This is a genomic window from Clostridium pacaense (assembly GCF_020709765.2).
Taxonomy (GTDB): domain Bacteria; phylum Bacillota; class Clostridia; order Lachnospirales; family Lachnospiraceae; genus Enterocloster; species Enterocloster hominis.
The window spans coordinates 191441-213064 of sequence record NZ_JAJFEB020000006.1 but is presented as its reverse complement, the minus strand read 5'-3'; the positions used below and the strand labels follow the sequence as shown (position 1 = coordinate 213064).

The window sequence follows — 21624 nt, the reverse complement described above, 5'->3', positions numbered from 1 at the left end:
GTGATTACCCTGCATCGGAAGAAGCAGGGGCTGACAGGAGGAAAAAATGAACTATATGATTTTGAGCGTCGATACGGGAATTGATGACGCGCTGGCCATTGCCTATGCCTTGGGCCAGAAAGAATACAGGCTTCTGGGAATTACAGTATCCTATGGCATGGCCCCATTGGAAAAAACCTACCGCAATACCCGCCATCTTTTAAACCTCCTGGGGCATCCGGAGGTTCCTGTTTATCCGGGCAGCACCGCGCCGCTTCAGGGAATCCGCACCTACAACGGGGATTTTCACGGGATGGACGGAGCAGCCAATCTTCTGGGGGAACCGTCATGGGAAGAAAGACCGCCGGAGCATATTAAAAGCAGCGTTACATTCATAAAAGAATCCATTGAACAGTATGGCAGGGATTTAACACTTGTCACCACCGGGCCTCTCACGGACCTGGCCAGACTCCTTAGTATGCATCCACTCCAATGCCGGGCCATGGGCCAGATCATATCCATGGGAGGCGCCCTTACCTGCCCGGGCAATTCCTCCCCTGTGGCTGAGGCCAATATAAAGGCTGATGTAACGGCTTCGAAAGCAGTACTTGAAGCAGGGCTTCCTCTTACCCTTATCGGCCTGGATGTGACCAGAAAAACGCTGCTCACATTGGATGAAATCCAGACATGGAGGGATCTGTGTTCGGAAGCCGGATTCTTTTACTCTAATCTCCTTACTTTTTATCTGAATGAGTATCGGCGCTTCTATCCCTACCTGAAAGGATGCGCCCTTCATGACCCTTTGGCAGTGGCTGCTGCCTGCAATCCGCAGATTTTCACCATGCTGCCCTTCCATCTGACCGTGTGCACCGACGGCCCCCTAACCGGCAGGATAACGGAAAATCTTATGGCGGACCATGAAAGGACCAGGGAAACCATGGTGGCGCTGAAGGTGGATTCCCAGGCATTTAAATCCAGGTTCCTGGACATGATGCGCTGTGTTTTAGAGGGTTTTACATAAATCCCTTGACATCTCCCCCTGAACTTCATTATAGTAAAACCAGATACACCGCCACATAATCCAGCTTAAAACACAGGAGGAAATTCAGATGATCGATCAGGCCGGTCTGCGCATGGACAAGGGATATCAGATTGCCTGCGAACGGATACAGGGAGTAAACGATAACATGGCAAAGTCCCATTACCATGAGTATTTTGAACTGTATTATCTGGAATCCGGCAAACGGTACCATATAGCGGATGATACGCTGTACTGCCTTAACTCAGGGGAATTCATCCTGTTTCCCCCTTATGTGATGCACCATTCCTATGGGGACAGCGATGTCTCCTTTAAACGGCTGGTACTTTATTTTACCAAGGAAATGATAGCGGTCCCCGGCGTAACAGATGTGCTTGACCAACATGCCTGGGTATATAAGTCAGATGAGAAGAATGAGACTCACGCGCTTTTGCGCGCGCTGTTAAAAGAACAGGAATTCAATGACAATTATTCAGAAGAGGCACTGTATTTCATCCTGAACCAGATACTGATCCTGCTGCTGCGCAATTCCACCGAAACCGCAAAACCGGAGAAACAAAGCCGTATAACCAGCATCATCCACTATCTCCATGAGAATTATACATACCCAATCACCCTGAATGAGCTGGCCGAACAGTTTTATCTCAGCCCTTATTACCTGTGCCGGGAATTTAAAAAATACACCAACAGCACCATTGTCCAATACATTAACAGCCTGCGTGTGGGGCATGCCCAAAGACTGTTTATGGAAACGGATAAGAGCGTCACGGAAATCAGCAAGATTGTGGGATTTTCCAATGTGACACATTTTAACCGGGTGTACCGCTCCGTCACCGGGCTGTCCCCTTCCAAAAGCCGTAAGCAGGCAAAGGAGCGCAGCGCTGCAATGGAACGGCACGGTATTCCCGGTTGTTAACCGACAAACCGTCCATGTCCTTACAATAACCGGTACACCACAATCCGCACGCGGATGCCATCTTCCTCCCGGACCGCATGGAGTTCAGCCGCATACACGCCATAGTTCAGATATTCATAGGCCCCGGCAGGGGCAAAGAAGGATGGGGAGGTCCTGATCCGTGCTTCCCCGTCCTGTCCGCAGGGATACATGCCCCTGTTTTCAATGACAATATGGACCCCGTCCTGTGTTTCCAGGATATACTTGGCATAAACCTGTTCTGAGACATATCCCTGCCCATGATATCCGTATTTTATATTCCAGTCCGCACCGCATGGCACCACCCTGCCCCTGATGCCTTCTCCCTGAAAGTCCCCTCCTGTTATCTGGAATACCTTCTGGTATCCGGCCTCGTTGCCTCCCACCTCAATTATGTTCCGGCACTCTGCATTAATTTCCATCACCTCAAGGGCCTTTAATTCCACGGTCTTCATTTTCCTTTACCTGCCTTTTCCAGAATCATCTGCTGCCAGAATCCTGCCGCCTGTTCCGGCCAGCCGTCCACCTTTGTACCAATCCCCAGCCCGAAGCTATGGCCTCCATGCTCCGCTATATTGGCCACAAATGGAATCCCAAGTTCCCTGAGCCGCCCAATCAGACGGTAGCTGCATCCCACCGGAACAATGGGGTCATCTTTGCATGCGGTCACATAAACGGGAGGATAATTCCGGTCCATATGATGATCAACGCTGTATTCCCTCAGGGATTCCCTGGTGAATGACCCACCGCCCAGCCGCTTGAGATAAGACACGTCAGCCTCTTGTCCTTTCCGTCCGGCTTCCTCTGCCGCATCAAAGAACAGGTCCGTGGAAATGCTGGGATATCCCAGCAGCAAAGCAGCCGGCCCATTAAGCCCGTATCTGGCAAAGCCATGGTTAACCGTCCCCCACTCCGCGGCAAGGTGCGCCCCGGCGGAAAATCCGGCCACCGCATAATCTTCTTTCCTGACCCCAAAATCCTCTGCCCTGTGTTCAATCAGCCGGATTGCCGCAGCCAGGTCCTCAATCGGTTTCGGCATCAGCGGAGGGTCAAACGGCGGTTTCTGCGCCGTCCTGTAGTATAAGACAAACGCCGGATATCCCAGCCTGTTCATCCTGGCGCCTAAAGCCAGGCCTTCAATCATGCCCCACTGGCGCGCATAGGCGCCGCCGGGGCATATGAGCACGTAAGGCTTCCCGGAATTCCCAGAAGCATGGCTGGACGTCATGGACAGCACAGGGGACACGGGCGGCATAAAAACAAGCTTCACACTTTCCTTGTCATCCCCCTCCTGATACACCGGGTAAATCAAAGGCATCCCGCTGGCAACCAATGCCTTTATCCGTTCCAATGTTTCCGCAAACCCACATTTTTCAAACCCATAATACTTCAGGGGGCGGTTCCATACATCCTCCGTCATGTTTGTAAAAAAGTAATCCGACAGGGGTTTGAATTCCTCATGGCCGCAAAGCTCCCCTATGGTTGTTTCAGGCGTTACCTGGTTCATTTTCCTATTCCTCCTATCATGGATACAATAATGCCCCGGCAAGCCTGCCGGGGCAATGCGGGAATCATCAGACGAGTCCCATAAGCCTTGGAAGCGCCAGGGAAACCGCCGGCACATAGGTGACTAAAAGAAGCACGATAAGCAGCGCCCCCACATAGGGCAGAAGGGGTTTGAACACCCGTTCAATGGGCACCTTGCTGATACCGCAGGAAACAAACAGCACCGAGCCTACCGGAGGCGTCATGGTACCCATACACATATTGAATGTCAGCACCACGCCGAACTGGACCAGATCCATGCCCAGGCTCTGGACAATGGGAAGGAAAATAGGCGTGAAAATCAGGCAGGCCGGTGTGATATCCAGGAACATGCCCACCACCAGAAGCACCAGGTTCATCAGAAGCAGGATCACGTACTTGTTGGTGGAAATGGACATGATTGCATTGCTGATGGCCGCCGGGATACCTGTATAGGCCATCACCCATGACATTGCCGAGGATGCGGATATCAGGAACAGGATGATGCCGCTGGTTGCCGCGCTGTTGAGCAGGATTTTCATAAAGCTCTTCCTGGTCAGGGAACGGTAAAACAGCGAGAGGATCAGGCAGTACAGCACGCAGATGCCTGCGCCTTCCGTGGCCGTAAAGATACCGCCCACAATACCGCCGATGACAATCACGATCAGAAGCAGGCTGGGTATGGCGTCCAGGGTAATCCTGACTGCTTCTGAGGCCGTAACCTTCTGGCACACAGGATAGTTGTGCTTCTTCGCATAACAATATGCAATGGCCATGGTGCTGAGGCCCATTAATATGCCAGGTATATAGCCCGCCATGAACAGGGCTGAAACAGATACGCCGCCTGCAACCGTGGAGTATACGATAAACGCGCTGGTCGGCGGGATCAAAAGCCCGGTTGGCGCCGATGCAATATTCACGCAGGTGGAAAACGCAGGGTCATATCCTTCCTCCTCTTCCATGGGAGCCATGATGCCTCCGATAGCGGAAGCCGCCGCCACCGCTGAACCGGACAGGGCGCCGAAGAACATGTTGGCCAGCACATTGGTATGTGCCAGGGAGCCTGGAATGCGTCCGGACAGAAGCTGGGCAAACCGGATCAGCCTCCTGGCAATGCCGCCGTTGTTCATGATATTACCTGCCAGTATGAATAACGGGACCGCAAGAAGGGAAAAACTTTCCACGCCGCTGTTCATCTTCTGCATGACGATGAAGCTGGTCTGGTCCCAGGGCAGGTTCACCAGGGTGGTGGCAATGGAGGAAATTGCAATACTGATGGAAATAGGGCAGCCCAGAATCAGTAATACCGCAAAAACCCCGAACAATACAAGAGCAGTAATCGCTATATTCATACTTATCTATCCTCCTCCTTAATGGTAATCCCGGTCACATCTTCCCAGATATTGATAAGCTGTGCAACCATGATGAACACTCCCGAGATTGGGGCCATGCTGTATACCAGGCTTCTGGATATGCCCAGCAGGGCCGAGAACTCTTTTCTTGCGCTGGCTGCAAGCTTGGCGCCGCCCACTGTCAGGATTGCCAGGGCAAAGGCAAATATCAGCACATCGATAAATATCATCAGAAGCCGTCTCTTTTCAGGCGTCATCTTATTATGGAGCAGAAGCAGGGCCATGTGCTGTCTGGTGCAAAATCCATAGGCCGCGCCCATGAAACCGGTCCATATCAGCAGATACCGGACAATCTCCTCCGTAAAATCGCTGGGGCTGTTTAACACATAACGGGTAAATACCTGGTAAATAACAAGAAAACTCATGGCCACCAGAAGGATAGCCGCAATCCATGACAGCAGGAATATCATCCCCCGCTTTAATTTGGTAAAGAACTGTTCCATAATCCCCCTCCTATTCCACTGAATCGATGATATCAAGCACATCCCCTACTTTTGGATACTGCGCCTTATAGCTCTCAATCATATCCGCCGTGGCTGAGCGGAACGCATCCTTGTCCACATCCTCAATGAAGGTTACCCCCATGTCGTTGGTGGCTGTCTCCACTGCCTCTGCCACTGCCTGTTCCCATTTCTCGATATGGTTCCTGGTAGACTCCCCTGCCGCGTCAATCAGGATCTGCCTGTCCTCCTGTGACAGCTTCTCCCAGGTATCCGTGGCAATGACCAGGACATCGGGAATCATGGTATGCTGGTCCACTGAATAAAACTTGCAGATTTCGCCGTGCATACCGGTGGTCAGCGCTGTTTCATTATTCTCCGTCCCATCGATGATCCCGGTCTGAAGGGCGGTATACACATCGCCCATGGCCATTGCAACCGGAGTGCCGCCAAGGGCTTTCATCATATCTGTCTGGGATTTCATGTCCTGTACACGCACCTTTAATCCGTCCAGGTCCTTGGGTGTGCGGATGGGCCGGTCTATGGTGTAAAAGGAACGGGAGCCTGAAGTGTAATAGGTCAGCGTGACAAATCCGTCCGCCTCACTGGAGCGGAAAAATTCCCCCATCTGCCCTGACCCCATTACCTTATAGTAGTTCTCATTGTCATCAAATATGTAGGGAAGCCCAAATGCATGATACCCTTCATTATACGTCGCAAGTCCGGGGGCCGATACGCGGGTCATGTCCACCACACCCGCCATCAGCTGCTCCAGCACCTCTGTTTCGGAGCCAAGGGTCCCGTTGGGAAAGATTTTTATCTGGATACGCCCGCCGCTCTTTTCCTCCACACTATCTGCAAACTCCTGCAGGGCGATTGACGTAATATGGTTCTCCGCCAGGTTGTGGGCCAGATTCAGCACCAATGGATGCTCTGCCGTTGCATCAGCGCTGCCCGATGCCCCCGAACCGGCACATCCGGCCAGGGTCAGGGCGGTCAGGACGGCCGCTGTCAGTAAGCCTGCGAATTTTTTCATAATCATGGATCTCCTTCCTGTCCTCACATTCCAATCATATCAAACTGTTCGAATGAAATGATTAAATCATAGTCTTTTTTAGGGTTCGGATACTTTATCTGTACGGATTTCATCGTCTGGCTGTAATACCATCCAACCCGGGCCGCTTCGTATTTCTTCCGGTGAAGGAAATGGGGCAGCTGCTCCCCATCCACAGTCACTCCAAACGGCGCCTTTTCCCTATGGATCATATCTATCTGCATGTCCTCCACCGCCGTTTCATAATCCCCTTCCTGCCTGAAGGAAAGGATGGTGCGGATGCCTGCGGTCATTGTAATCCCTGTCTTCAGATAACCGCCCTTTTTGTAGTTCTCCGTAATCCCGTCATCCTCATAAAGGGTAAATGAACCGTCACGGTCCGGGGCGCATAAGAGGCAGATGCCTTCAGCCTTCTCCCCCGCCAGGTTATCCATCTGGTTCAGGGCCATGGGAATAATGGCTCCCCCGCGTACAAACAGGGGAATGCTGGATAATGTGACCGGTATCTCAATGGTCTGTCCGCCTTCATATGCCTTACGTGTATAGAAATCATAGAACCGCTCTTCCCGCGGCAGGTAAATCCTACGGGCCGCGGCGCCTTTTTCCACCACATTGGCAACTAAAAGGGAATCGCCCATCATAAAATCCACGCCCTCTTCATAACAGGCCGGATCCTGCTGGAATGCACTGCACATAGGTTCCATGATAGGAAGTCCTGTCTCATGGGCGCGCTCCATCAGGGAATAGAGATAGGGAATCATCCGGTACCTGAACTTGATGGCATCCCGGATATATCCGGTACAGTCCCCATACATCCATGGTTCGGTTACCGTATTGTCCGTGTTCACGGAGTGCACGGAAAACCTGGGCTGGAAAATGCCGTTCTGCACCCATCTTACCATCAGCTCCGCTTCCGGGGACGGTCCGTAAAAGCCTCCGATATCAGCACCCTGGTTGGCAACGCCGGACAGGCTCATGCCCAGGATGGTGGCTATGTTATACTTAAGCGCCTCCCAGCAGGTCAGGTTATCCCCTGCCCAGGTCTGGGCATACCGCTGGATTCCTGCGTGTCCGGAACGGCAGACGATGAATGGCCTGGTATTATCAAAGGTTTCCCTCACGGCCTCCGCCGTTACATGGCACATGATGTTAGCCATGGCAGCCTTCACCTGGCCTATGGTAGTCCCTTTTCCCTCAAAATCACAGCGGCAGTCTTTATCAACCAGGCTGTCATATTCGCAGTTATCGTTCCACACAGAGCTGGTCCCCATCTCCAGGACTGACTTTTTCAGCATGTCCTTCCAAACAGCCCTGGTAGCCGGTTTCGTAAAGTCCACGAATACGCCCTTTCCGCCCCACCAGGTGCCGATGCCCGGTCCGTCCCCCTCACTGTCCTTTACAAAAATATCACGTTCCTTCATCTTCTCAAGATCCGGATGGGCCAGAAGGATTCCGGGCTTTACATTGGGAGACACGGTAATTCCCCGCTTCCTCATTTCTGAAAAGAACTTCTTCGGATCCTTAAAACGCTTCTTATTCCAGGTGAACACGCAGCGTTTCAAGCCTTCCTCCGTTTCCTGGGAGGTGTATCCGGATGAGAGCTGGAACCCGTCCACGGGTATATCCTCTTCCTTCGTGGTATCGATGAATTCCAGGATTGCGTCATCACAGTCCGCTTCCAGTTCCGGGTAATACATGGATGAACCCAGGTACCCCAGCGCCGTGCGCGGAAGCATGGCGGATTTCCCCGTCAGGTCCGTATACCGCTCCACAACCTGGCGGACAGCCGGACCTGCAATAAAGAACAGGTCAATATCGCCCGCATCGGTCCGGTAACGGCTGTGCATGTTCCAATAATTACTTTTCTCACGTCCCATGTCAAAATCACACTCAGCCGTGTTGTGGTAGAAATACCCCACTGCTTTTCTGGTACTGCGGTTCAGTTTAATATAAAAAGGAATATGCTTGTACAAGGAATCCGTCTCCTTGGGGTTATAGCCCATGGCATCCTTTGGGCTCATGCACATGTATTTCTGGGCTTTATTCCACTCCCCGCTCTTTTCCCCAAACCCATAGAAACAATCTTCCGGCGAAATCTCGCTGGTATGGATCCTGCGGTGGTTGGAATCTTCCTGGTAGGCCAGGTCCACAATATCCCCATGGAGCATGGTTCCGTCCTGGTCATAGATGCGGATGGCAAACGGCTCCTTATCCACCACGACCTTCAGCTGTTTACCCTGGATCACTGCCTGTTCCTCTCCATCCGTCAGTCCGGACCATGCCGTCTGGATCCGTTTCCTGTAATCCTTCATCAGATCATCCATGGGATCCTCCCATGCAGTCATGACCAGGCTGTAGGACCCTTCTGCGAAATCCCCGTCAAACCCGGCCCGGATCCTTACGATGGAATCTGTCAGAAACCATATACGGATTTCCACACAATTGGTCTGAATGGAATAATAACCATCCCTGGAGCAGATTCCAATTGCCTTTTTACATACCTTCATACCGTTCCTCCTTGAATCATTCTGGTTCAATCATACGGAAAAGCAGGTTTAAAAGCTAGACGGATTTTGCAGTATTTACACTGAAACTTTGCATATTTTGCTCTTTTGAACGAAATGGGATTTTTCGTATTTTATTTAGGAAATCATAAGAATGCCCCCTATTTATCATGTATTTTCACTAAAATACGATTGCTTACAAAAAATCCCATCCGATTCAAAAGAACAATATACGTTCATTTTCAGGCCAGACAGGGCAATTTCCGTCTAGTATAAGATTTTCGTTTCCTGTATAATGAAAATAATTTTTGATTATGGAGGGATTTTTATGGCAAGTATGACATGTCACTATTATAGTTCTACACTGGGAAATAATATCGCAATCAATGTAATCATCCCAACCCCGCAGGGAAATGAACAGATTGTGGACCAGGACGTACAAAAGCAGTACCAATATGAAACAGGGCTGCCCGTGGTCTACCTTCTGCACGGCGCATATGGGGATTTCAGCTCCTGGATCCGTTACAGCAACATCGAGCGGTATGCCCAGGAACGGCGCTGCGCCGTGGTCATGGCCTCCGCAGGCAATTCCTTCTATCAGGACATGTACCGCGGAAGCGCCTACCGCACCTTTTTTACGGAAGAACTCCCCATGTTCATCACAAGCGTGTTCCCCGTTTCCAAAAAAAGGGAAGATACCTACATCGCCGGGTTCTCCATGGGAGGCTACGGAGCCTGGTACCTGGCCTTGTCAGCGCCTCATCTGTATGCCAAGGCTGCCAGCATGTCCGGGGCGCTGGACATCGCGGTTTTATATAAGCAGGCAACGGGTGGCGCCATAGATAACCCATTCCCATGGCATGATATCTTCCAGAACCCGGAAGCGCTTTCCGGCAGCGACAGGGATCTGTTCGCCCTGTATGGGCAGTGCAGGAATGATAATACGGCCCCCAGGCTGTATCAGGCCTGCGGTACCGGGGATTTCCTATATGAGATTAACCGTTCTGTGAAAAAGCGCATGGAAGACATGCAGGCAGACCTTGTCTACGAAGAAGGGCCAGGCGGGCATAACTGGGATTTCTGGGATGTTTATATCCGCAGGGTCCTGGACTGGATGCTGGAAAGATAAACCGCCCGGTCAAAGATGTACTAGCCATCCAAACGGTATTTTGGTACAATGGTAGACAACACTATGATTTCATAGCATCCAGGAGGTAATACCAATGGTAACCATAAATGATGTGGCCAAGTTGGCCGGAGTATCCAGAGGGACCGTATCCAATGTAATCAATCATGTGAAGGTCCGGCCGGAATATAAAGCAAAGGTAGAGCAGGCCATCAAAGAACTGGGATATGTGCCGAATGCTTATGCCAGAAGCCTGAAATCCAACCGCACCCATACAGTGGCGCTCATACTTCCTACCGTCTGGTTCCCTTTCTTTTCCAAATTGACCAACGATGTGGAGCAGGAACTGCGCCGCCGCGGTTATAAACTTTTGCTGTGCAACTCCCAAAATGATTACCACCTGGAACTGGAATATGTCACCATGGCAAAGGAAAACCAGGTAGACGGAATCCTCTCCATTACTTACAGTGACATTGCTCCCTATGTTGCAGATGCCAACATCCCGATGGTAGCCATTGAACGGTACTTTAATTCCAGGATTCCCTTTGTCAGCACAGATAACTTCCAGGGCGGCGTGATGGCTGCCAAAAAGCTCCGGGAACTGGGCTGCAGGAAACTGGCATTTGTAGGCCGCCTTTCTGATGAGAACGGAGTCACCAAACTGCGCCGGGATGGTTTTGTAAGTTACTGCTGCGAAAATGATATACCTTATGCCGAGCTTTACTCTTCCTCCGGTTCCCAGGAGTTCATCCGGGAAATCGACCATTTTGTAAAGCAGGAATTCCAGGACGGAACCCCATTGGACGGAGTCTTTGCCGCTGCTGACCGCTACGCAGAATATCTGATGGATTCCCTGCAGGCCTATAACTGTCCTGCCATAGCCGGTGATACCTTGCAGATTATTGGATTTGACGGTATAAAAAGCCATGCCAATGACAGAATCCGGATATCCTCCATGGCGCAGCCAGTAGAAGAGATTGCCGCTTATGCTGTGGACACCCTCTGCCGGCAGATTGCCGGTGAGGAGGTTGAACATTATAAGTTATTCCCAGTGACATTCATTCAGGGCAAGACCACCCGGTTATAAGGGTGGCCTTATTTTTTTTATTTTTTTCAAATACATATTGACAACGTGGAACGTTCCATGTATACTGAAGTCAAACATGGAACGTTCCACGTTCTGTCAGTATCATTCACTCTGCTACAAAATCAAGGAGGATTTAAGTTATGGATTACAGGAAAATGGCTTCCGAAGTGCTTCCGCTGATTGGCGGTAAGGAAAATGTATCTAAGGCCACCCATTGCGTCACGCGGCTTCGTCTGATTTTAAATGATAACGCCAAGTATGATAAAGAGGCGTTGGAGAACCTGGATGGCGTAAAGGGGGTTTTCTTTAACAGCGGACAGCTGCAGATTATTTACGGCACCAAGACCGTGGATGCTGTTTATGAGGAATTCATCCAATTGACCGGGCTGGGCGTATCAACAGTGGCTGAAGTCAAAAAGGAAGGAACCGAAGATTTGAAACCCCTTCAGCGGGCATTTAAGATTTTCAGTGATATTTTTGTGCCGATTATCCCCGCATTTGTAGGCGCAGCCATGATTGTAGGTATTAAGTCCCTCCTGACCACTGCCGGGTTATTCGGACTTGACGGCTCACTGGCGGATCAGAGCAAGGCCGTGGCCGACTTTGCCGCCTGCCTGAACATCATCGCAGCCACTTTCACATTTTTACCGGTACTCATTACCTATTCTGCTGTAAAGCGTTTTGGCGGAAATCCAATCCTTGGCATCGTACTTGGCTGCATCATGATCCATCCCGGACTGATGGACGCCAATGCAGCCGCAGCCGGAGCCTTACCTGAATATTGGAACCTGCTTGGCATCCAGACACCAATTGTAGGTTTCCAGGGCGGTGTATTCTCAGCCATCCTCGTTTCCTGGTTTCTTGCCAAGACTGAAAAGACATTGCAAAAACATGTCCCCCAGGTTGTATCTTTCATTGTAGTCCCGTCCCTAACCCTGCTGCTGTCCGGCCTGGCGCTTTTTCTGGTCTTCGGCCCCCTTGGCAATGTAATCGGACACGGCCTTGGTATTGTCACGGACTTCCTCTATAACCGCTGCGGAGTTGTGGGAGCATTTGCATTTGCCGCCCTGCTTCAGCCCCTTGTCATCACAGGTACGCACCATGCCATCCAAGGCATCGAAGCCAGCCTTGTTGCCAATACAGGCTTTAACTATATCCAGCCCTTGTGGTCCGTATCCATCATAGCCCAGGGCGGTGCCTGTATCGGAATGTATCTGTTAGCTAAAAAGCGTTCCAAAAACCGCGAGATTGCCATGTCATCCTTTTTCCCAACACTGTTTGGAGTATCTGAACCAGCTATTTTCGCAGTCAATATTAAAGATTCCATGGTTCCCTTTATCTGTGCCATCACAGGCGCCGGAATCGGCGGCGCTGTAATGAAGCTTTTAGATGTAAAGGCTATCGGTTTTGCATTAACAGGACTTCCCGGACTGACAATCGTATATCCTCCGGCGCTGTCTGGATATGTGATTGGCAACCTTGCGGCATTCATCTTACCCATTGTATTCATCCTGGTATGCGCTAAAACAGGAAGGCTACGCCAAAAGTAAATTGCAGCAAAGAGAAAGGCGGTACTACATTGAAATTCCGGAGTTTTGACAAATACACCTCCATAACAAAAGAAAACGTGCCTTATCTGCGGCAGCTGGCAGCAGATGTTTCCCAAAGCCCTTACCGGCCAAAAGCACACATCTGTCCTCCCTGCGGACTGCTCAATGATCCAAATGGACTGTGCTGGTATGAAGGCTATTACCACGTGTTTTATCAGTGGTATCCCTTTGGACCCAGCCACGGCATGAAGCATTGGGCCCATGTCAAGTCCAGGGATTTCGCTGACTGGGAATGGTGTGACCAGATTCTCATCCCATCAGAACCTTACGAAAAAAACGGATGCTATTCCGGCAATGCTTTCGTCAATCCAAAAGACGGAAACTGTTACCTCTATTACACTGCCAACTATAAGACAGGCACCGGACGTGTTCCCAAACAGGCGGCTGCCATCATGACGCCCCAGGGGTCCATCCGCAAATATGAGGGGAACCCGGTAATTGACGGCGCTCCCGAAGGTATAAGCGGCGATATCCGCGACCCCTTTGTATTTGAACAGGATGGCTGCTATTACATGCTTTTAGGCGGCTCCGGTCTGGACGGAAAAGGCAGACTGCTTCTTTACTCCAGCCAGGATCTGCTGGACTGGAGCTACAACGGATGCATCCGCATTATACTGGACGGAAAAGAAACCGGCCTTGGAACCATGGTGGAGTGCCCGGGATACATCCGTGTTGACGGACAGGATGTATTGTTTCTCTCCCTCATTGGGCTGGCCCCAAAGGGTGACCGCTATCACAATCAATTCACTTCCCTTGCTTTAATTGGTGAACTTGATATCCCCAACATGGAATTCAAGGCCTGCTGGGAAGATGAGGCTGACTGCGGCTTTGATTTCTATGCCCCGCAGCCATTTTATGGCAAGGATGGCTCTCCCATGGTATTGGGCTGGTTTGGCTGCGGGGAACAGCATCTGCCGGAGGATTCCTACCATTGGCGCCACGCCCTGACGCTGCCCCGGAAACTGCATATACGGGAAGAACGGCTGTATATGACACCTGCCCCGGAAGCCATCCGTGCGTTCGGGGCGCCGGCATCCCACTCAGAAACGCCGGTATCCCGCACTGAAGCGCCGATATCTTCCACGGAGCCTGTCCCTCCCGGGCCTTTTATACAGCCAGCCCCCCTTTCCTGTCTGCAATGGTCCTTTGAGAATGATAAACGTATCCACACATTGTCAATAGGGGGGCCTATGGATTACTGGACCCTTACCATAGACATGTCTGACCGTACCGTTACATGGGACAGGAGCAACATTAAACTGCTCCCTGTCCCGGCCTACGGCACGGTCCGCAGATGCAGTTTCACACAATGCAGCCATATGGATATAGATATTTTTATGGATAACAGCTTCGTGGAAATCTATATCCAAAATGGAGAGCGTGTCCTGAGCGGCAGGATTTACCTATAATCCATATCCATAAACAAAGGCAGAGGCGGCGAATCCTTCCCCCTCTGCCTTTCAAAGCCGTTTCCCTACTTCATCTCATCCCTATACCGGTTGTCATTAAACATCAGATGGAAATACATGGCCTGCTGGGCATCCACCGGCCTCCGGTCACGGATTGCCTCGTAAATCCTCCGATGGGATTCCCTGGTCTTGTCATACTCTGTCTCCCGGACAGAGCCGGCAAATACGCGGACCCCGTCTGTAATCACAGGCACAAGGTTGGTCATGACAAGATTGTGGCTGCATCCGGCTATGTGGGCATGGAACTGGGAATCCTTTTCCGCATAATCCTCATGCCGTTCCATGCAGGATTCCAGTTCCAGCAGGATATCCCCTAAAACCCGCACATCCTCCGCCGTGGCGTTCTGGGCGGCCAAGGCCGCTATGGGCGGTTCCAGCATCACACGGATCTGGATTAAATCCTCTGTCAGCTTGCGCCTGTCCTCTATCATGGAAAATCCCAGGGGATCGTCGGCCACCCCGTTCTTGTCCGATATGAAGGTGCCCGAGCCCTGGCGTATGGTCACGATATTCCTGGACATAAGGATGCGCAGGGCCTCGCGGACCGTGTTGCGTCCCACTCCCAGACGTTCCACCAGCTCTGCCTCCGTAGGCAGCTTATCCCCGGCCGTATACCCCTTGTCCTGTATCATTCCTAAAAGCTTCTGGGCAGCAATCTCCCCCAGGGTCTGTTTCTCCATATTGCACTCCTTGTCCGTTCCATCTCATTCTTACACCTGTAGAATCTTACTCCCGTATACCCTTACTCCCGTACAATCTTATACCCACACAATCCTTACACCCGCACAATCTTATACCCGGCCGCCTTTGAAAGCCGGTTCATGATTGCCTGTCCCAGGTGGTCCTCTGAAAAACTTTCCGAGAATATATATTCTACTTTCAGATCATCAAATTCCCTCAACACCGCATACAGGTTATGGGCTACCGATTCCTGGCTTTCCCTGGCGCCGATGCTGCGCACCGTGCCTTCGGCATAGCATGACCTGGATTCGTCCGTACAGATGATGCCCACCTGGCAGCCCTGGACGAGCTTTTCATGGGCCAGTTCCTTCACCTTCTCCACCATGCTCTCCACTGGCCCTGTAGTCTCCACCAGCGTAAGCTCTGCCTTCGGCGCATAATGCCTGTACTTCATCCCCGGCGCTTTCGGCTTCACATCTTCCTTCATGGGTCCCAGTATGGCCGGGTCAACAGCCACCTCGCCGAGCACCTCCCTGAGCATTTCCATGGTGATGGCGCCCGGGCGCAGGACCGACGGCACAGGGGATGACACGTCCACAATGGTGGACTCCACGCCGATTCCCACCGGACCCCCGTCGATGATCATGTCAATGCGCCCATTCATGTCCTGCCACACATGGTCCGCCGTGGTGGGGCTTGGACGCCCTGAGGTATTGGCGCTGGGCGCTGCGACGGGAACCCCGGCCAGTTCAATCAGGCGGCTGGCCACCGGGTCGTCGGGCATGCGGACAGCCACCGTGTCCAGCCCTCCGGTGGTGCCGTAGGGCACCTTACTGCTCTTGGGGAATATCATGGTCAGCGGGCCGGGCCAGAAGGCTTCCATCAGTTTCCTGCCGGCCTCGGGTATCTCCCTTACCAGGGGTGCCAGTTCTGCCGCGCATGATATATGGGCAATCAGGGGGTTGTCGGAGGGTCGACCCTTGGCGGCATAAATCTTCCTGGCCGCATCTTCATCCAGGGCATTGCCGCCCAGGCCGTATACGGTCTCCGTGGGGAAAGCCACAAGACCGCCGCTTTTCAGCACCGCGGCAGCCTCTGCCAGCTCCTCATCCTTTATATTCCTTCTATCTTCAATCATAATTCTCTTTGTTTCCATGTCATTACCTCTGTATCCAGGATGTTTTTTGCAAGATGTTTTTACAAGATGCTTTTTGCATACAAAAATGCCGGTGTCCAATTTATTTTAACACCGGCAGCTGGGAATGTAAAGTTCATCGCTTTTTATATGGATTCCACAATCCCTTTTACATATTCAGACGCTTTATCCCACTCGTCATTCTTCACGTATTCCTTTGGCATCAGGTTGCTTCCAATCCCCACACCGATAAATCCATTGTCCAGGAAGGTCTTGATATTGCCTGCGGTGACGCCGCCCACAGCCACGTACTCGGTGCCGTCAAAAGGCCCTTTCAGGCTTTTGACATAGGAAGGCGGCATGTCCCCGGCCGGGAACAGCTTCATGATATTATATCCGTACTCCAGGCAGACGGCCACATCCGTGGGGGTAAGCACGCCGGGAAGAAGAGGAATATCATATCTGCGGCAGAATTCCATGGTGCCCGTGGTCGCCGATGGGGTCAGGAAGAACTGGGCTCCCGCCTCCCTGGCCGCCTTACAGCGCTCTTCACTGATCACAGTACCTGCGCCCACATAGGCATTGTCCCCGAAATGCTTCCTCATAAGCTCAATCTGCTTTGCCGCATCCCCGGAGTTCATGGCCACTTCAAACATCCGCACGCCTCCGCGGTATACGGCGTCCGCATAATCCAGTGCCTTCCCTAACGGCACCCCGCGCATGATTGCACAAATCCTGTTATTCTCCAAAATATGTTTCATCGGTTCCCTCTCCTTTCTTTCCGGCTTCCTTACCGGTAGATGATGTCCTCACCTTTCATCGCTGTTTCCATCTGTTCCATGGAGGGATACCCTTCCGTATCCCCATAGGTTTCCGTTGCAAGGGCGCCTGCCACAGCGCCCATCCGTCCGCAGTCCGCCACATCCCTTCCTTCCAGGATGCCGCAGAGGAAGGCGGCGTTGAATGCATCGCCTGCGCCCACCGGGTCAATGCTGGCACAGGGAAACGGCGGGATTGCCGTCAATCCTCCCCTGTCTCCCACAACAGCGCCTTTGGCCCCGTCCTTTACAGCCACATACCTGGCCTGTCCCTTTTCAAACAGGAGGTCCATGATCCTTCCGGCTTCCGATACCCCCAGTAAGGCCTCTGCCTCATCCGCTCCCAAAAGTACGATGTGGGCCCTGAACATCATATCCCGGAGCATTGGCACAAAGTCCCTGTCCTTCCAAAGCTTCCTGCGGATATTGGGGTCAAAGCTGATAAGCTTTTTATGCTTTCCCGCCAGATCCATGGCAGCCAATACAGTCTCCCGGCAGCTGTCCCCCAGCACAGGCGTAATCCCGGTAAGATGGATGACATCGGCCTGGGCCAGATAATCCTCATCCAGAATCCGGGGATGCATATGGCTTGCGGCGGAATTTTCCCTATAATAAAATACCGAGGTCTCCGATGCGTTCCTCACCTGCTTGAACATGATGCCTGTCCTGTACTCAGGGTCAAACACGACCCTGCTGGTGTCCACGCCCTCGGCCCGTATGCTGTTTCGGACAAACTCCCCGAACTCATCCCTGCCAAGACAGCTAATCCATCCGGCGCTGTGTCCCAGCTTGGATACGCCGATTGCAAGGTTGCTTTCCGCGCCTGCAATCCGCATCTCATAGTTTTTCACATACCGCAAGAATCCCGTGGAACCAGGGGTAAATGCAGCCATTGTCTCTCCAACCGTAACAATCTGAGGCATGTCTTCCTCCTTTTACTTTCTCTTAATGCGCAGATTCCTTCCGTGATATCCGCCTAAGGGCTTTCCATCCCTTAAAGCGGCCTTGCCGTTGACCATACAGAGCCACAGGCCCTCGGCCATCCTGGCAGGGTCGGCGAAGGTGGCATTGTCCCTAAATTCTGCCGGGTCAAATATGTTCACATCCGCAAAGCACCCTTCGGCAAGCCTTCCCCGTCCCTCAAGCTTCATGCGGTCCGCGGGCAGGGAGGTCATTTTCATGATGGCCTGTTCCATGGTAAGGATGCCCCTCTCCCTTACATATTCCCGGATTATCTTTGGAAATGCACCGTACATCCTGGGGTGGGGCGTATTGGTGTCCGCATAGATGGAATCTGATATGACCACGGAATAAGGAAGCCTGGCAACCGTGTCAATGTCCTCCTGGCACATGCTCATGTTAATGATGGCTGTCCTTCCGTCCTCATCGTGCATCAGCCAGGCCGCACAGGCCGCCGCATCCTCAAACCCGAATGCCCTGGCAGCTTCCGTCACTGTCATCCCCAGGTACTTTTCATTATGCTTCCTTACAACGCCGGATATGAGTATCCTGTCCCAGCCAAGGGTGATTGCAAAGTTATCCCAGTCATCGTAGGCCACGCTGCAGGCTTCCCTGAATTCAGCAACGCCTTCCTGAGTCCCCATGCGCTTTAACGCACGGTTCATGTCCCCCCGCACATACACAGGCGGGATCATGGTGGTCAGGGCAGTGGAGCCTCCCTCATATGGATAGAAATCACAGGTCACATCCTGTCCCTTGGCCCTGGCCTCCTCAATCAGCCCGATGGCCCTGTGGATTTCCTTTCCCCAATTGGCCATGCCGCAGGACTTGAAGTGGCTGATTTCCACGGCACAGCCTGCCTTCCGTCCAATCTCAATCATTTCCTTCACGCTGTCCACCATGCTGTCGCCCTCGCCCCGTATATGGGCCGTCACAACCCCGCCGTAACGCCCCACCGGCTCCAGCAGCCTGGCAAACTCATCCGTGGTGCTGTAGCATTCAGGAAGGTACATGATGCCCACGGACACGCCCGCGGCTCCCTCCTTCATGGCATCCTCCACCAAGGCCCTGGCCTCAGCCATCTCCTCATCCGTGAACGGTGTGTCGGCAAATCCCTTGACCGTTATCTTCACCGCCCCGGTCCCTATCATGGACCCAAAGTTCACCGGAAGCCCGGTCTGATCCAGCGCTTCCATATAGTCATGGTAGGTGCGGATCCGGTTGTCCTTAATCGGCCCCAGCACCGGCTCATCGAATTCATACATCTCCTTTGCGCGCACCGGGTCCGCGCTGGCCGGCGTCATGGAGATGCCGCAGTTTCCCACCACGGTTGTGGTAATGCCCTGGGACAGCAGGACATCCCCAAAGTCCTTGCTGTTAAATGGTTTGGCATCACAGTGGCGGTGTATGTCGATGAATCCCGGCGTCACCGCCCTTCCTGCCGCATCCACCACCAGATCCGCCTCCTGGCAGATAGTTTCCCCAATCCGTTCAATCCTGTCATCCTTTATATATATATCAGCCTTCTGGGGTGCATTTCCCAGGCCGTCGTAAACCAATCCGTTTTTTATTAATGTTGAAGCCATTATCCGTCTTCCCCGCTTTCCTTTGTCCCATTTCCTTCGTTCAGATAATTGTACACGGTAAACCGGGAGATACCAAGGAAATCCGCCACCTTCTCAGCAGACTTCTTAATAAGGAACGCGCCCTTCTCATCCAGATAGCGGACCACTGCCACCTTGTCCTCTTTGGTCAGCATGGCCAGCTGTCTGCCGGTGCTCTGTACCGCATCCTGCATCAGGGTGTCCAAAAGCTCGTCCACATTCGCGGTGAATACTTCCTTGGTGTTTGTCTCAGCGCCCTGGCCGCTGATGGCCCTCATGGCCGCCTCGCCAATCATGAGGCCTGTAATATCAAGGTTGATGCAGAGGCTTCCCTCTACCCTGCCATCCTCGCCCATGAAATACTTGCTGGAGGTGCGCAGTGTCCTTCCATCCTTTGTATAGTTGATATAACCATACTGGTCTTCAGGCATGGCTGTCCCCCTCAGTATCTCCAGTCCCGCATTGGTGCCGCCTCCGCCCACCTCGCGGCCCGTCACATGGCCGTTATAGATGGACACGATCGTGCGGTCATACGGCAGCGTAAGGTCGTGGAGCACCACTTCACAGTTCGCCCCGAACTGGATGGCAATACACTTTGCCAGACTGTCAAGAACCTCGAAATTATCTTTTACAAACCCCATGATTTCATCTCCCTTCATGCCTTAAGGCATCGGGTCTTCATCCCGATGCCCGGCTGATGCTTATTTTACAGCTCCTCTTGATTCAACAACCAGAGCCAGTCTTTCTTCTTCAGACATTTCCTCTTTCTTTGTGCATAAGGAAACAATCACTTCCGCTGCAAGGGCTACCAGTGTTGCAGGAATGGCAGGTCCGGTGAAAATGCCGGCCACCGCGCTGGAGAATGCGGGCACTGCCAGATACAGCACGCCAAACAGGGTACCCACGCCTACCGAGGCAATACCTCCCTGCCAGGTAGCGCGCTTCCAGCATGCGCCTAACAGCATGGCGATGGACACGCCCGGGATGATGGAACCGATTACATTGCTGATGTAACTCATGACATCCTTTGCAAACAGGGTTGCAAAGAAGGCAAGAAGCAGGGTTGCCACGGTGGCTACCCGTGAGTATTTCCCAACCTTCTCATCATCCAGCTGCCGGCCGGTGATGATTGGATAGATATCCTGTATCAGTATGGTCACTCCTGCGATTGCATCGGAGTCACCGGAGGACATGGTCGCGGACAGGCCGGAAATCATGAACATAAGGCCCAGGACCGGTCCTAACACAACGGTTGCGATATAGGTAAATGCAAAATCCGGCTGTTCCAGTACTGCCTGCGCGCCTGTATTGGTTGCGATTGTAAATGCCGCCATACCAATAATAGCAGGAAGAAGGGAGAAAATCAACAACAGCCATCCAGAAAGGCTCAAAGCCCGGATTGCGGTCTTGTCATCCTTGGCCGTGTAGATACGCATACGGTATGTAGGCGTGCCCAGACAGGGGATGGCAATGGAGAACATCAGTGAGAACAGCGCCATGCCTCCCATGGACTTAACACCGTAAAAGCTTAAGTTGCCTGCCTTGCCCGCCGCAGTGATGGTCCCGGAGATATTGCCCCATCCGCCTGCCATGGGTATGGCAATGGCTGTAATGGCGATGAATCCGATTACCAGCACGGTCAGCTGGATCAGGTCTGTCCATACAACTGCCAGATATCCGCCGATGATGACATAGATTCCGAATGCAAGCACTGCCACCAGCTTGGAGGTGGTCAGGTCCATTCCGGTTACATAGCTTAAATAGGTGGCTCCTCCATTAATATGGTTTCCCAGCCATACAACCTCAATGATGTACATCATGAAACTCATGACCGCTTTTACCATCTTATTGCCGTTGTAATGGAACTGCGCTTCCTCGGCCATGGTCAGCAGGTTCTTGGCCCTCAGTTTGGACTTCTTGGCCACCAGTACCAGGGCCAGGATTCCAAGGGCAGCGCCCATACCATAGGCAGAGCCGCCAAAACCGTTCTTAAACCCGTTGGCCGTTGCGCCGATGGACGAGCCTGTGCCGATAAGGGTGGCGCCCATGGTGGCAAAAATGAGGTACATGGGCATCTTACCGCCGCCCGTAAGGTAATCTTTTCCTTTGGATTTGCCCTTGCTGCAGATAATGCCTACCACAATCATCAAACACACATAAAGCATGAATCCAATAATGAAGAATGTTGCATGGGTCTTTGTTAACATACTCTTCCTCCTTAGTATTAAAAATGGATAGTGTTCCACAG

At 52.3% G+C, this 21624-nt stretch carries 19 protein-coding genes; 6 read left to right on the top strand and 13 right to left on the bottom strand.

From position 1 onward, the window contains the following. Positions 1 to 46: 46 nt before the first annotated feature. The gene (locus LK536_RS42440) at positions 47 to 1000 is read left to right on the top strand and encodes a nucleoside hydrolase (RefSeq protein WP_227794436.1); all 954 of its coding nucleotides are present in this window, start codon (positions 47 to 49) and stop codon (positions 998 to 1000) included. Between the two features lie 88 nt (positions 1001 to 1088). Continuing rightward, on the top strand, positions 1089 to 1934 hold the full coding sequence (locus tag LK536_RS42435) for an AraC family transcriptional regulator (protein ID WP_227794437.1): 846 nt from the start codon (positions 1089 to 1091) through the stop codon (positions 1932 to 1934). 20 nt (positions 1935 to 1954) lie between these two features. Here the strand turns inward: LK536_RS42435 and LK536_RS42430 are convergent, their stop codons facing one another. The 6 genes from LK536_RS42430 to LK536_RS42405 form a co-directional block, all read right to left on the bottom strand. Continuing rightward, positions 1955 to 2407: a DUF3237 family protein gene (locus tag LK536_RS42430; RefSeq protein ID WP_008724631.1), complete on the bottom strand. Its 453-nt coding sequence runs from the start codon at positions 2405 to 2407 to the stop codon at positions 1955 to 1957. Further along, the gene (locus LK536_RS42425) at positions 2404 to 3459 is read right to left on the bottom strand and encodes an alpha/beta hydrolase (RefSeq protein WP_227794438.1); all 1056 of its coding nucleotides are present in this window, start codon (positions 3457 to 3459) and stop codon (positions 2404 to 2406) included. The genes LK536_RS42430 and LK536_RS42425 overlap by 4 nt, the downstream gene beginning before the upstream one ends. A 67-nt stretch (positions 3460 to 3526) precedes the next feature. Next, entirely contained in the window at positions 3527 to 4828 is a 1302-nt protein-coding gene (locus LK536_RS42420; RefSeq protein WP_008724626.1) for a TRAP transporter large permease, read from the bottom strand. Positions 4829 to 4830: 2 nt separating this feature from the next. After that, the gene (locus tag LK536_RS42415; RefSeq protein WP_227794439.1) at positions 4831 to 5331 is read right to left on the bottom strand and encodes a TRAP transporter small permease; all 501 of its coding nucleotides are present in this window, start codon (positions 5329 to 5331) and stop codon (positions 4831 to 4833) included. A 10-nt stretch (positions 5332 to 5341) separates the two neighbouring features. After that, positions 5342 to 6364, bottom strand: coding sequence for a TRAP transporter substrate-binding protein (locus LK536_RS42410; RefSeq protein WP_227794440.1), 1023 nt, complete (start codon positions 6362 to 6364; stop codon positions 5342 to 5344). Positions 6365 to 6387: 23 nt separating this feature from the next. Continuing rightward, complete coding sequence (locus tag LK536_RS42405; protein ID WP_227794441.1) at positions 6388 to 8889, bottom strand: glycoside hydrolase family 31 protein; 2502 nt, start codon at positions 8887 to 8889, stop codon at positions 6388 to 6390. A gap of 325 nt (positions 8890 to 9214) precedes the next feature. Between LK536_RS42405 and LK536_RS42400 the strand changes: the two genes are divergently transcribed. From LK536_RS42400 to LK536_RS42385, 4 genes are all read left to right on the top strand, one after another. Then, the gene (locus LK536_RS42400) at positions 9215 to 10015 is read left to right on the top strand and encodes an alpha/beta hydrolase (RefSeq protein WP_227794442.1); all 801 of its coding nucleotides are present in this window, start codon (positions 9215 to 9217) and stop codon (positions 10013 to 10015) included. 94 nt (positions 10016 to 10109) lie between these two features. Beyond that, a complete protein-coding gene (locus LK536_RS42395) occupies positions 10110 to 11099 on the top strand; it encodes a LacI family DNA-binding transcriptional regulator (protein ID WP_008724616.1) in 990 nt (329 codons plus the stop codon). A 140-nt stretch (positions 11100 to 11239) separates the two neighbouring features. Then, positions 11240 to 12649: a PTS transporter subunit EIIC gene (locus LK536_RS42390; RefSeq protein WP_227794443.1), complete on the top strand. Its 1410-nt coding sequence runs from the start codon at positions 11240 to 11242 to the stop codon at positions 12647 to 12649. A 29-nt stretch (positions 12650 to 12678) separates the two neighbouring features. Beyond that, positions 12679 to 14118 (top strand): glycoside hydrolase family 32 protein, encoded by a 1440-nt coding sequence (locus tag LK536_RS42385; RefSeq protein ID WP_008724611.1) that lies wholly within the window; start codon positions 12679 to 12681, stop codon positions 14116 to 14118. Between the two features lie 65 nt (positions 14119 to 14183). Here LK536_RS42385 and LK536_RS42380 read toward each other — a convergent pair whose 3' ends face one another. The 7 genes from LK536_RS42380 to LK536_RS42350 all read right to left on the bottom strand — a co-directional run bounded on the left by LK536_RS42380 (position 14184) and on the right by LK536_RS42350 (position 21583). Next, positions 14184 to 14858, bottom strand: a complete 675-nt coding sequence (locus LK536_RS42380) for a FadR/GntR family transcriptional regulator (RefSeq protein ID WP_008724610.1) — start codon at positions 14856 to 14858, stop codon at positions 14184 to 14186. Positions 14859 to 14953: 95 nt separating this feature from the next. Further along, positions 14954 to 16015, bottom strand: a complete 1062-nt coding sequence (locus LK536_RS42375; protein ID WP_227794444.1) for an L-threonylcarbamoyladenylate synthase — start codon at positions 16013 to 16015, stop codon at positions 14954 to 14956. Between the two features lie 125 nt (positions 16016 to 16140). Next, entirely contained in the window at positions 16141 to 16755 is a 615-nt protein-coding gene (locus LK536_RS42370; protein ID WP_008724606.1) for a bifunctional 4-hydroxy-2-oxoglutarate aldolase/2-dehydro-3-deoxy-phosphogluconate aldolase, read from the bottom strand. Positions 16756 to 16784: 29 nt separating this feature from the next. After that, a complete protein-coding gene (locus LK536_RS42365; RefSeq protein WP_120056610.1) occupies positions 16785 to 17735 on the bottom strand; it encodes a sugar kinase in 951 nt (316 codons plus the stop codon). A gap of 12 nt (positions 17736 to 17747) precedes the next feature. Then, the gene (locus tag LK536_RS42360; RefSeq protein ID WP_008724602.1) at positions 17748 to 19358 is read right to left on the bottom strand and encodes an N-acyl-D-amino-acid deacylase family protein; all 1611 of its coding nucleotides are present in this window, start codon (positions 19356 to 19358) and stop codon (positions 17748 to 17750) included. Further along, complete coding sequence (locus LK536_RS42355) at positions 19358 to 20017, bottom strand: helix-turn-helix transcriptional regulator (protein ID WP_008724601.1); 660 nt, start codon at positions 20015 to 20017, stop codon at positions 19358 to 19360. Before LK536_RS42355 ends, LK536_RS42360 begins: the two co-directional genes overlap by 1 nt. Before the next feature lie 60 nt (positions 20018 to 20077). Further along, positions 20078 to 21583 (bottom strand): sodium:solute symporter family protein, encoded by a 1506-nt coding sequence (locus LK536_RS42350; RefSeq protein WP_008724600.1) that lies wholly within the window; start codon positions 21581 to 21583, stop codon positions 20078 to 20080. Between the last annotated feature and the right edge of the window lie 41 nt (positions 21584 to 21624).

Excerpts from the sequence above, each read along its gene's own strand:
- LK536_RS42370 (WP_008724606.1), bottom strand. The coding sequence starts at position 16,755 with ATGAAACATATTTTGGAGAATAACAGGATTTGTGCAATCATGCGCGGG.
- LK536_RS42395 (WP_008724616.1), top strand. The coding sequence starts at position 10,110 with ATGGTAACCATAAATGATGTGGCCAAGTTGGCCGGAGTATCCAGAGGG.
- LK536_RS42410 (WP_227794440.1), bottom strand. The coding sequence starts at position 6,364 with ATGAAAAAATTCGCAGGCTTACTGACAGCGGCCGTCCTGACCGCCCTG.
- LK536_RS42355 (WP_008724601.1), bottom strand. The coding sequence starts at position 20,017 with ATGGGGTTTGTAAAAGATAATTTCGAGGTTCTTGACAGTCTGGCAAAG.
- LK536_RS42350 (WP_008724600.1), bottom strand. The coding sequence starts at position 21,583 with ATGTTAACAAAGACCCATGCAACATTCTTCATTATTGGATTCATGCTT.
- LK536_RS42390 (WP_227794443.1), top strand. The coding sequence starts at position 11,240 with ATGGATTACAGGAAAATGGCTTCCGAAGTGCTTCCGCTGATTGGCGGT.
- LK536_RS42415 (WP_227794439.1), bottom strand. The coding sequence starts at position 5,331 with ATGGAACAGTTCTTTACCAAATTAAAGCGGGGGATGATATTCCTGCTG.
- LK536_RS42430 (WP_008724631.1), bottom strand. The coding sequence starts at position 2,407 with ATGAAGACCGTGGAATTAAAGGCCCTTGAGGTGATGGAAATTAATGCA.
- LK536_RS42435 (WP_227794437.1), top strand. The coding sequence starts at position 1,089 with ATGATCGATCAGGCCGGTCTGCGCATGGACAAGGGATATCAGATTGCC.
- LK536_RS42405 (WP_227794441.1), bottom strand. The coding sequence starts at position 8,889 with ATGAAGGTATGTAAAAAGGCAATTGGAATCTGCTCCAGGGATGGTTAT.
- LK536_RS42440 (WP_227794436.1), top strand. The coding sequence starts at position 47 with ATGAACTATATGATTTTGAGCGTCGATACGGGAATTGATGACGCGCTG.
- LK536_RS42360 (WP_008724602.1), bottom strand. The coding sequence starts at position 19,358 with ATGGCTTCAACATTAATAAAAAACGGATTGGTTTACGACGGCCTGGGA.
- LK536_RS42365 (WP_120056610.1), bottom strand. The coding sequence starts at position 17,735 with ATGCCTCAGATTGTTACGGTTGGAGAGACAATGGCTGCATTTACCCCT.
- LK536_RS42375 (WP_227794444.1), bottom strand. The coding sequence starts at position 16,015 with ATGGAAACAAAGAGAATTATGATTGAAGATAGAAGGAATATAAAGGAT.
- LK536_RS42425 (WP_227794438.1), bottom strand. The coding sequence starts at position 3,459 with ATGAACCAGGTAACGCCTGAAACAACCATAGGGGAGCTTTGCGGCCAT.
- LK536_RS42420 (WP_008724626.1), bottom strand. The coding sequence starts at position 4,828 with ATGAATATAGCGATTACTGCTCTTGTATTGTTCGGGGTTTTTGCGGTA.
- LK536_RS42400 (WP_227794442.1), top strand. The coding sequence starts at position 9,215 with ATGGCAAGTATGACATGTCACTATTATAGTTCTACACTGGGAAATAAT.
- LK536_RS42380 (WP_008724610.1), bottom strand. The coding sequence starts at position 14,858 with ATGGAGAAACAGACCCTGGGGGAGATTGCTGCCCAGAAGCTTTTAGGA.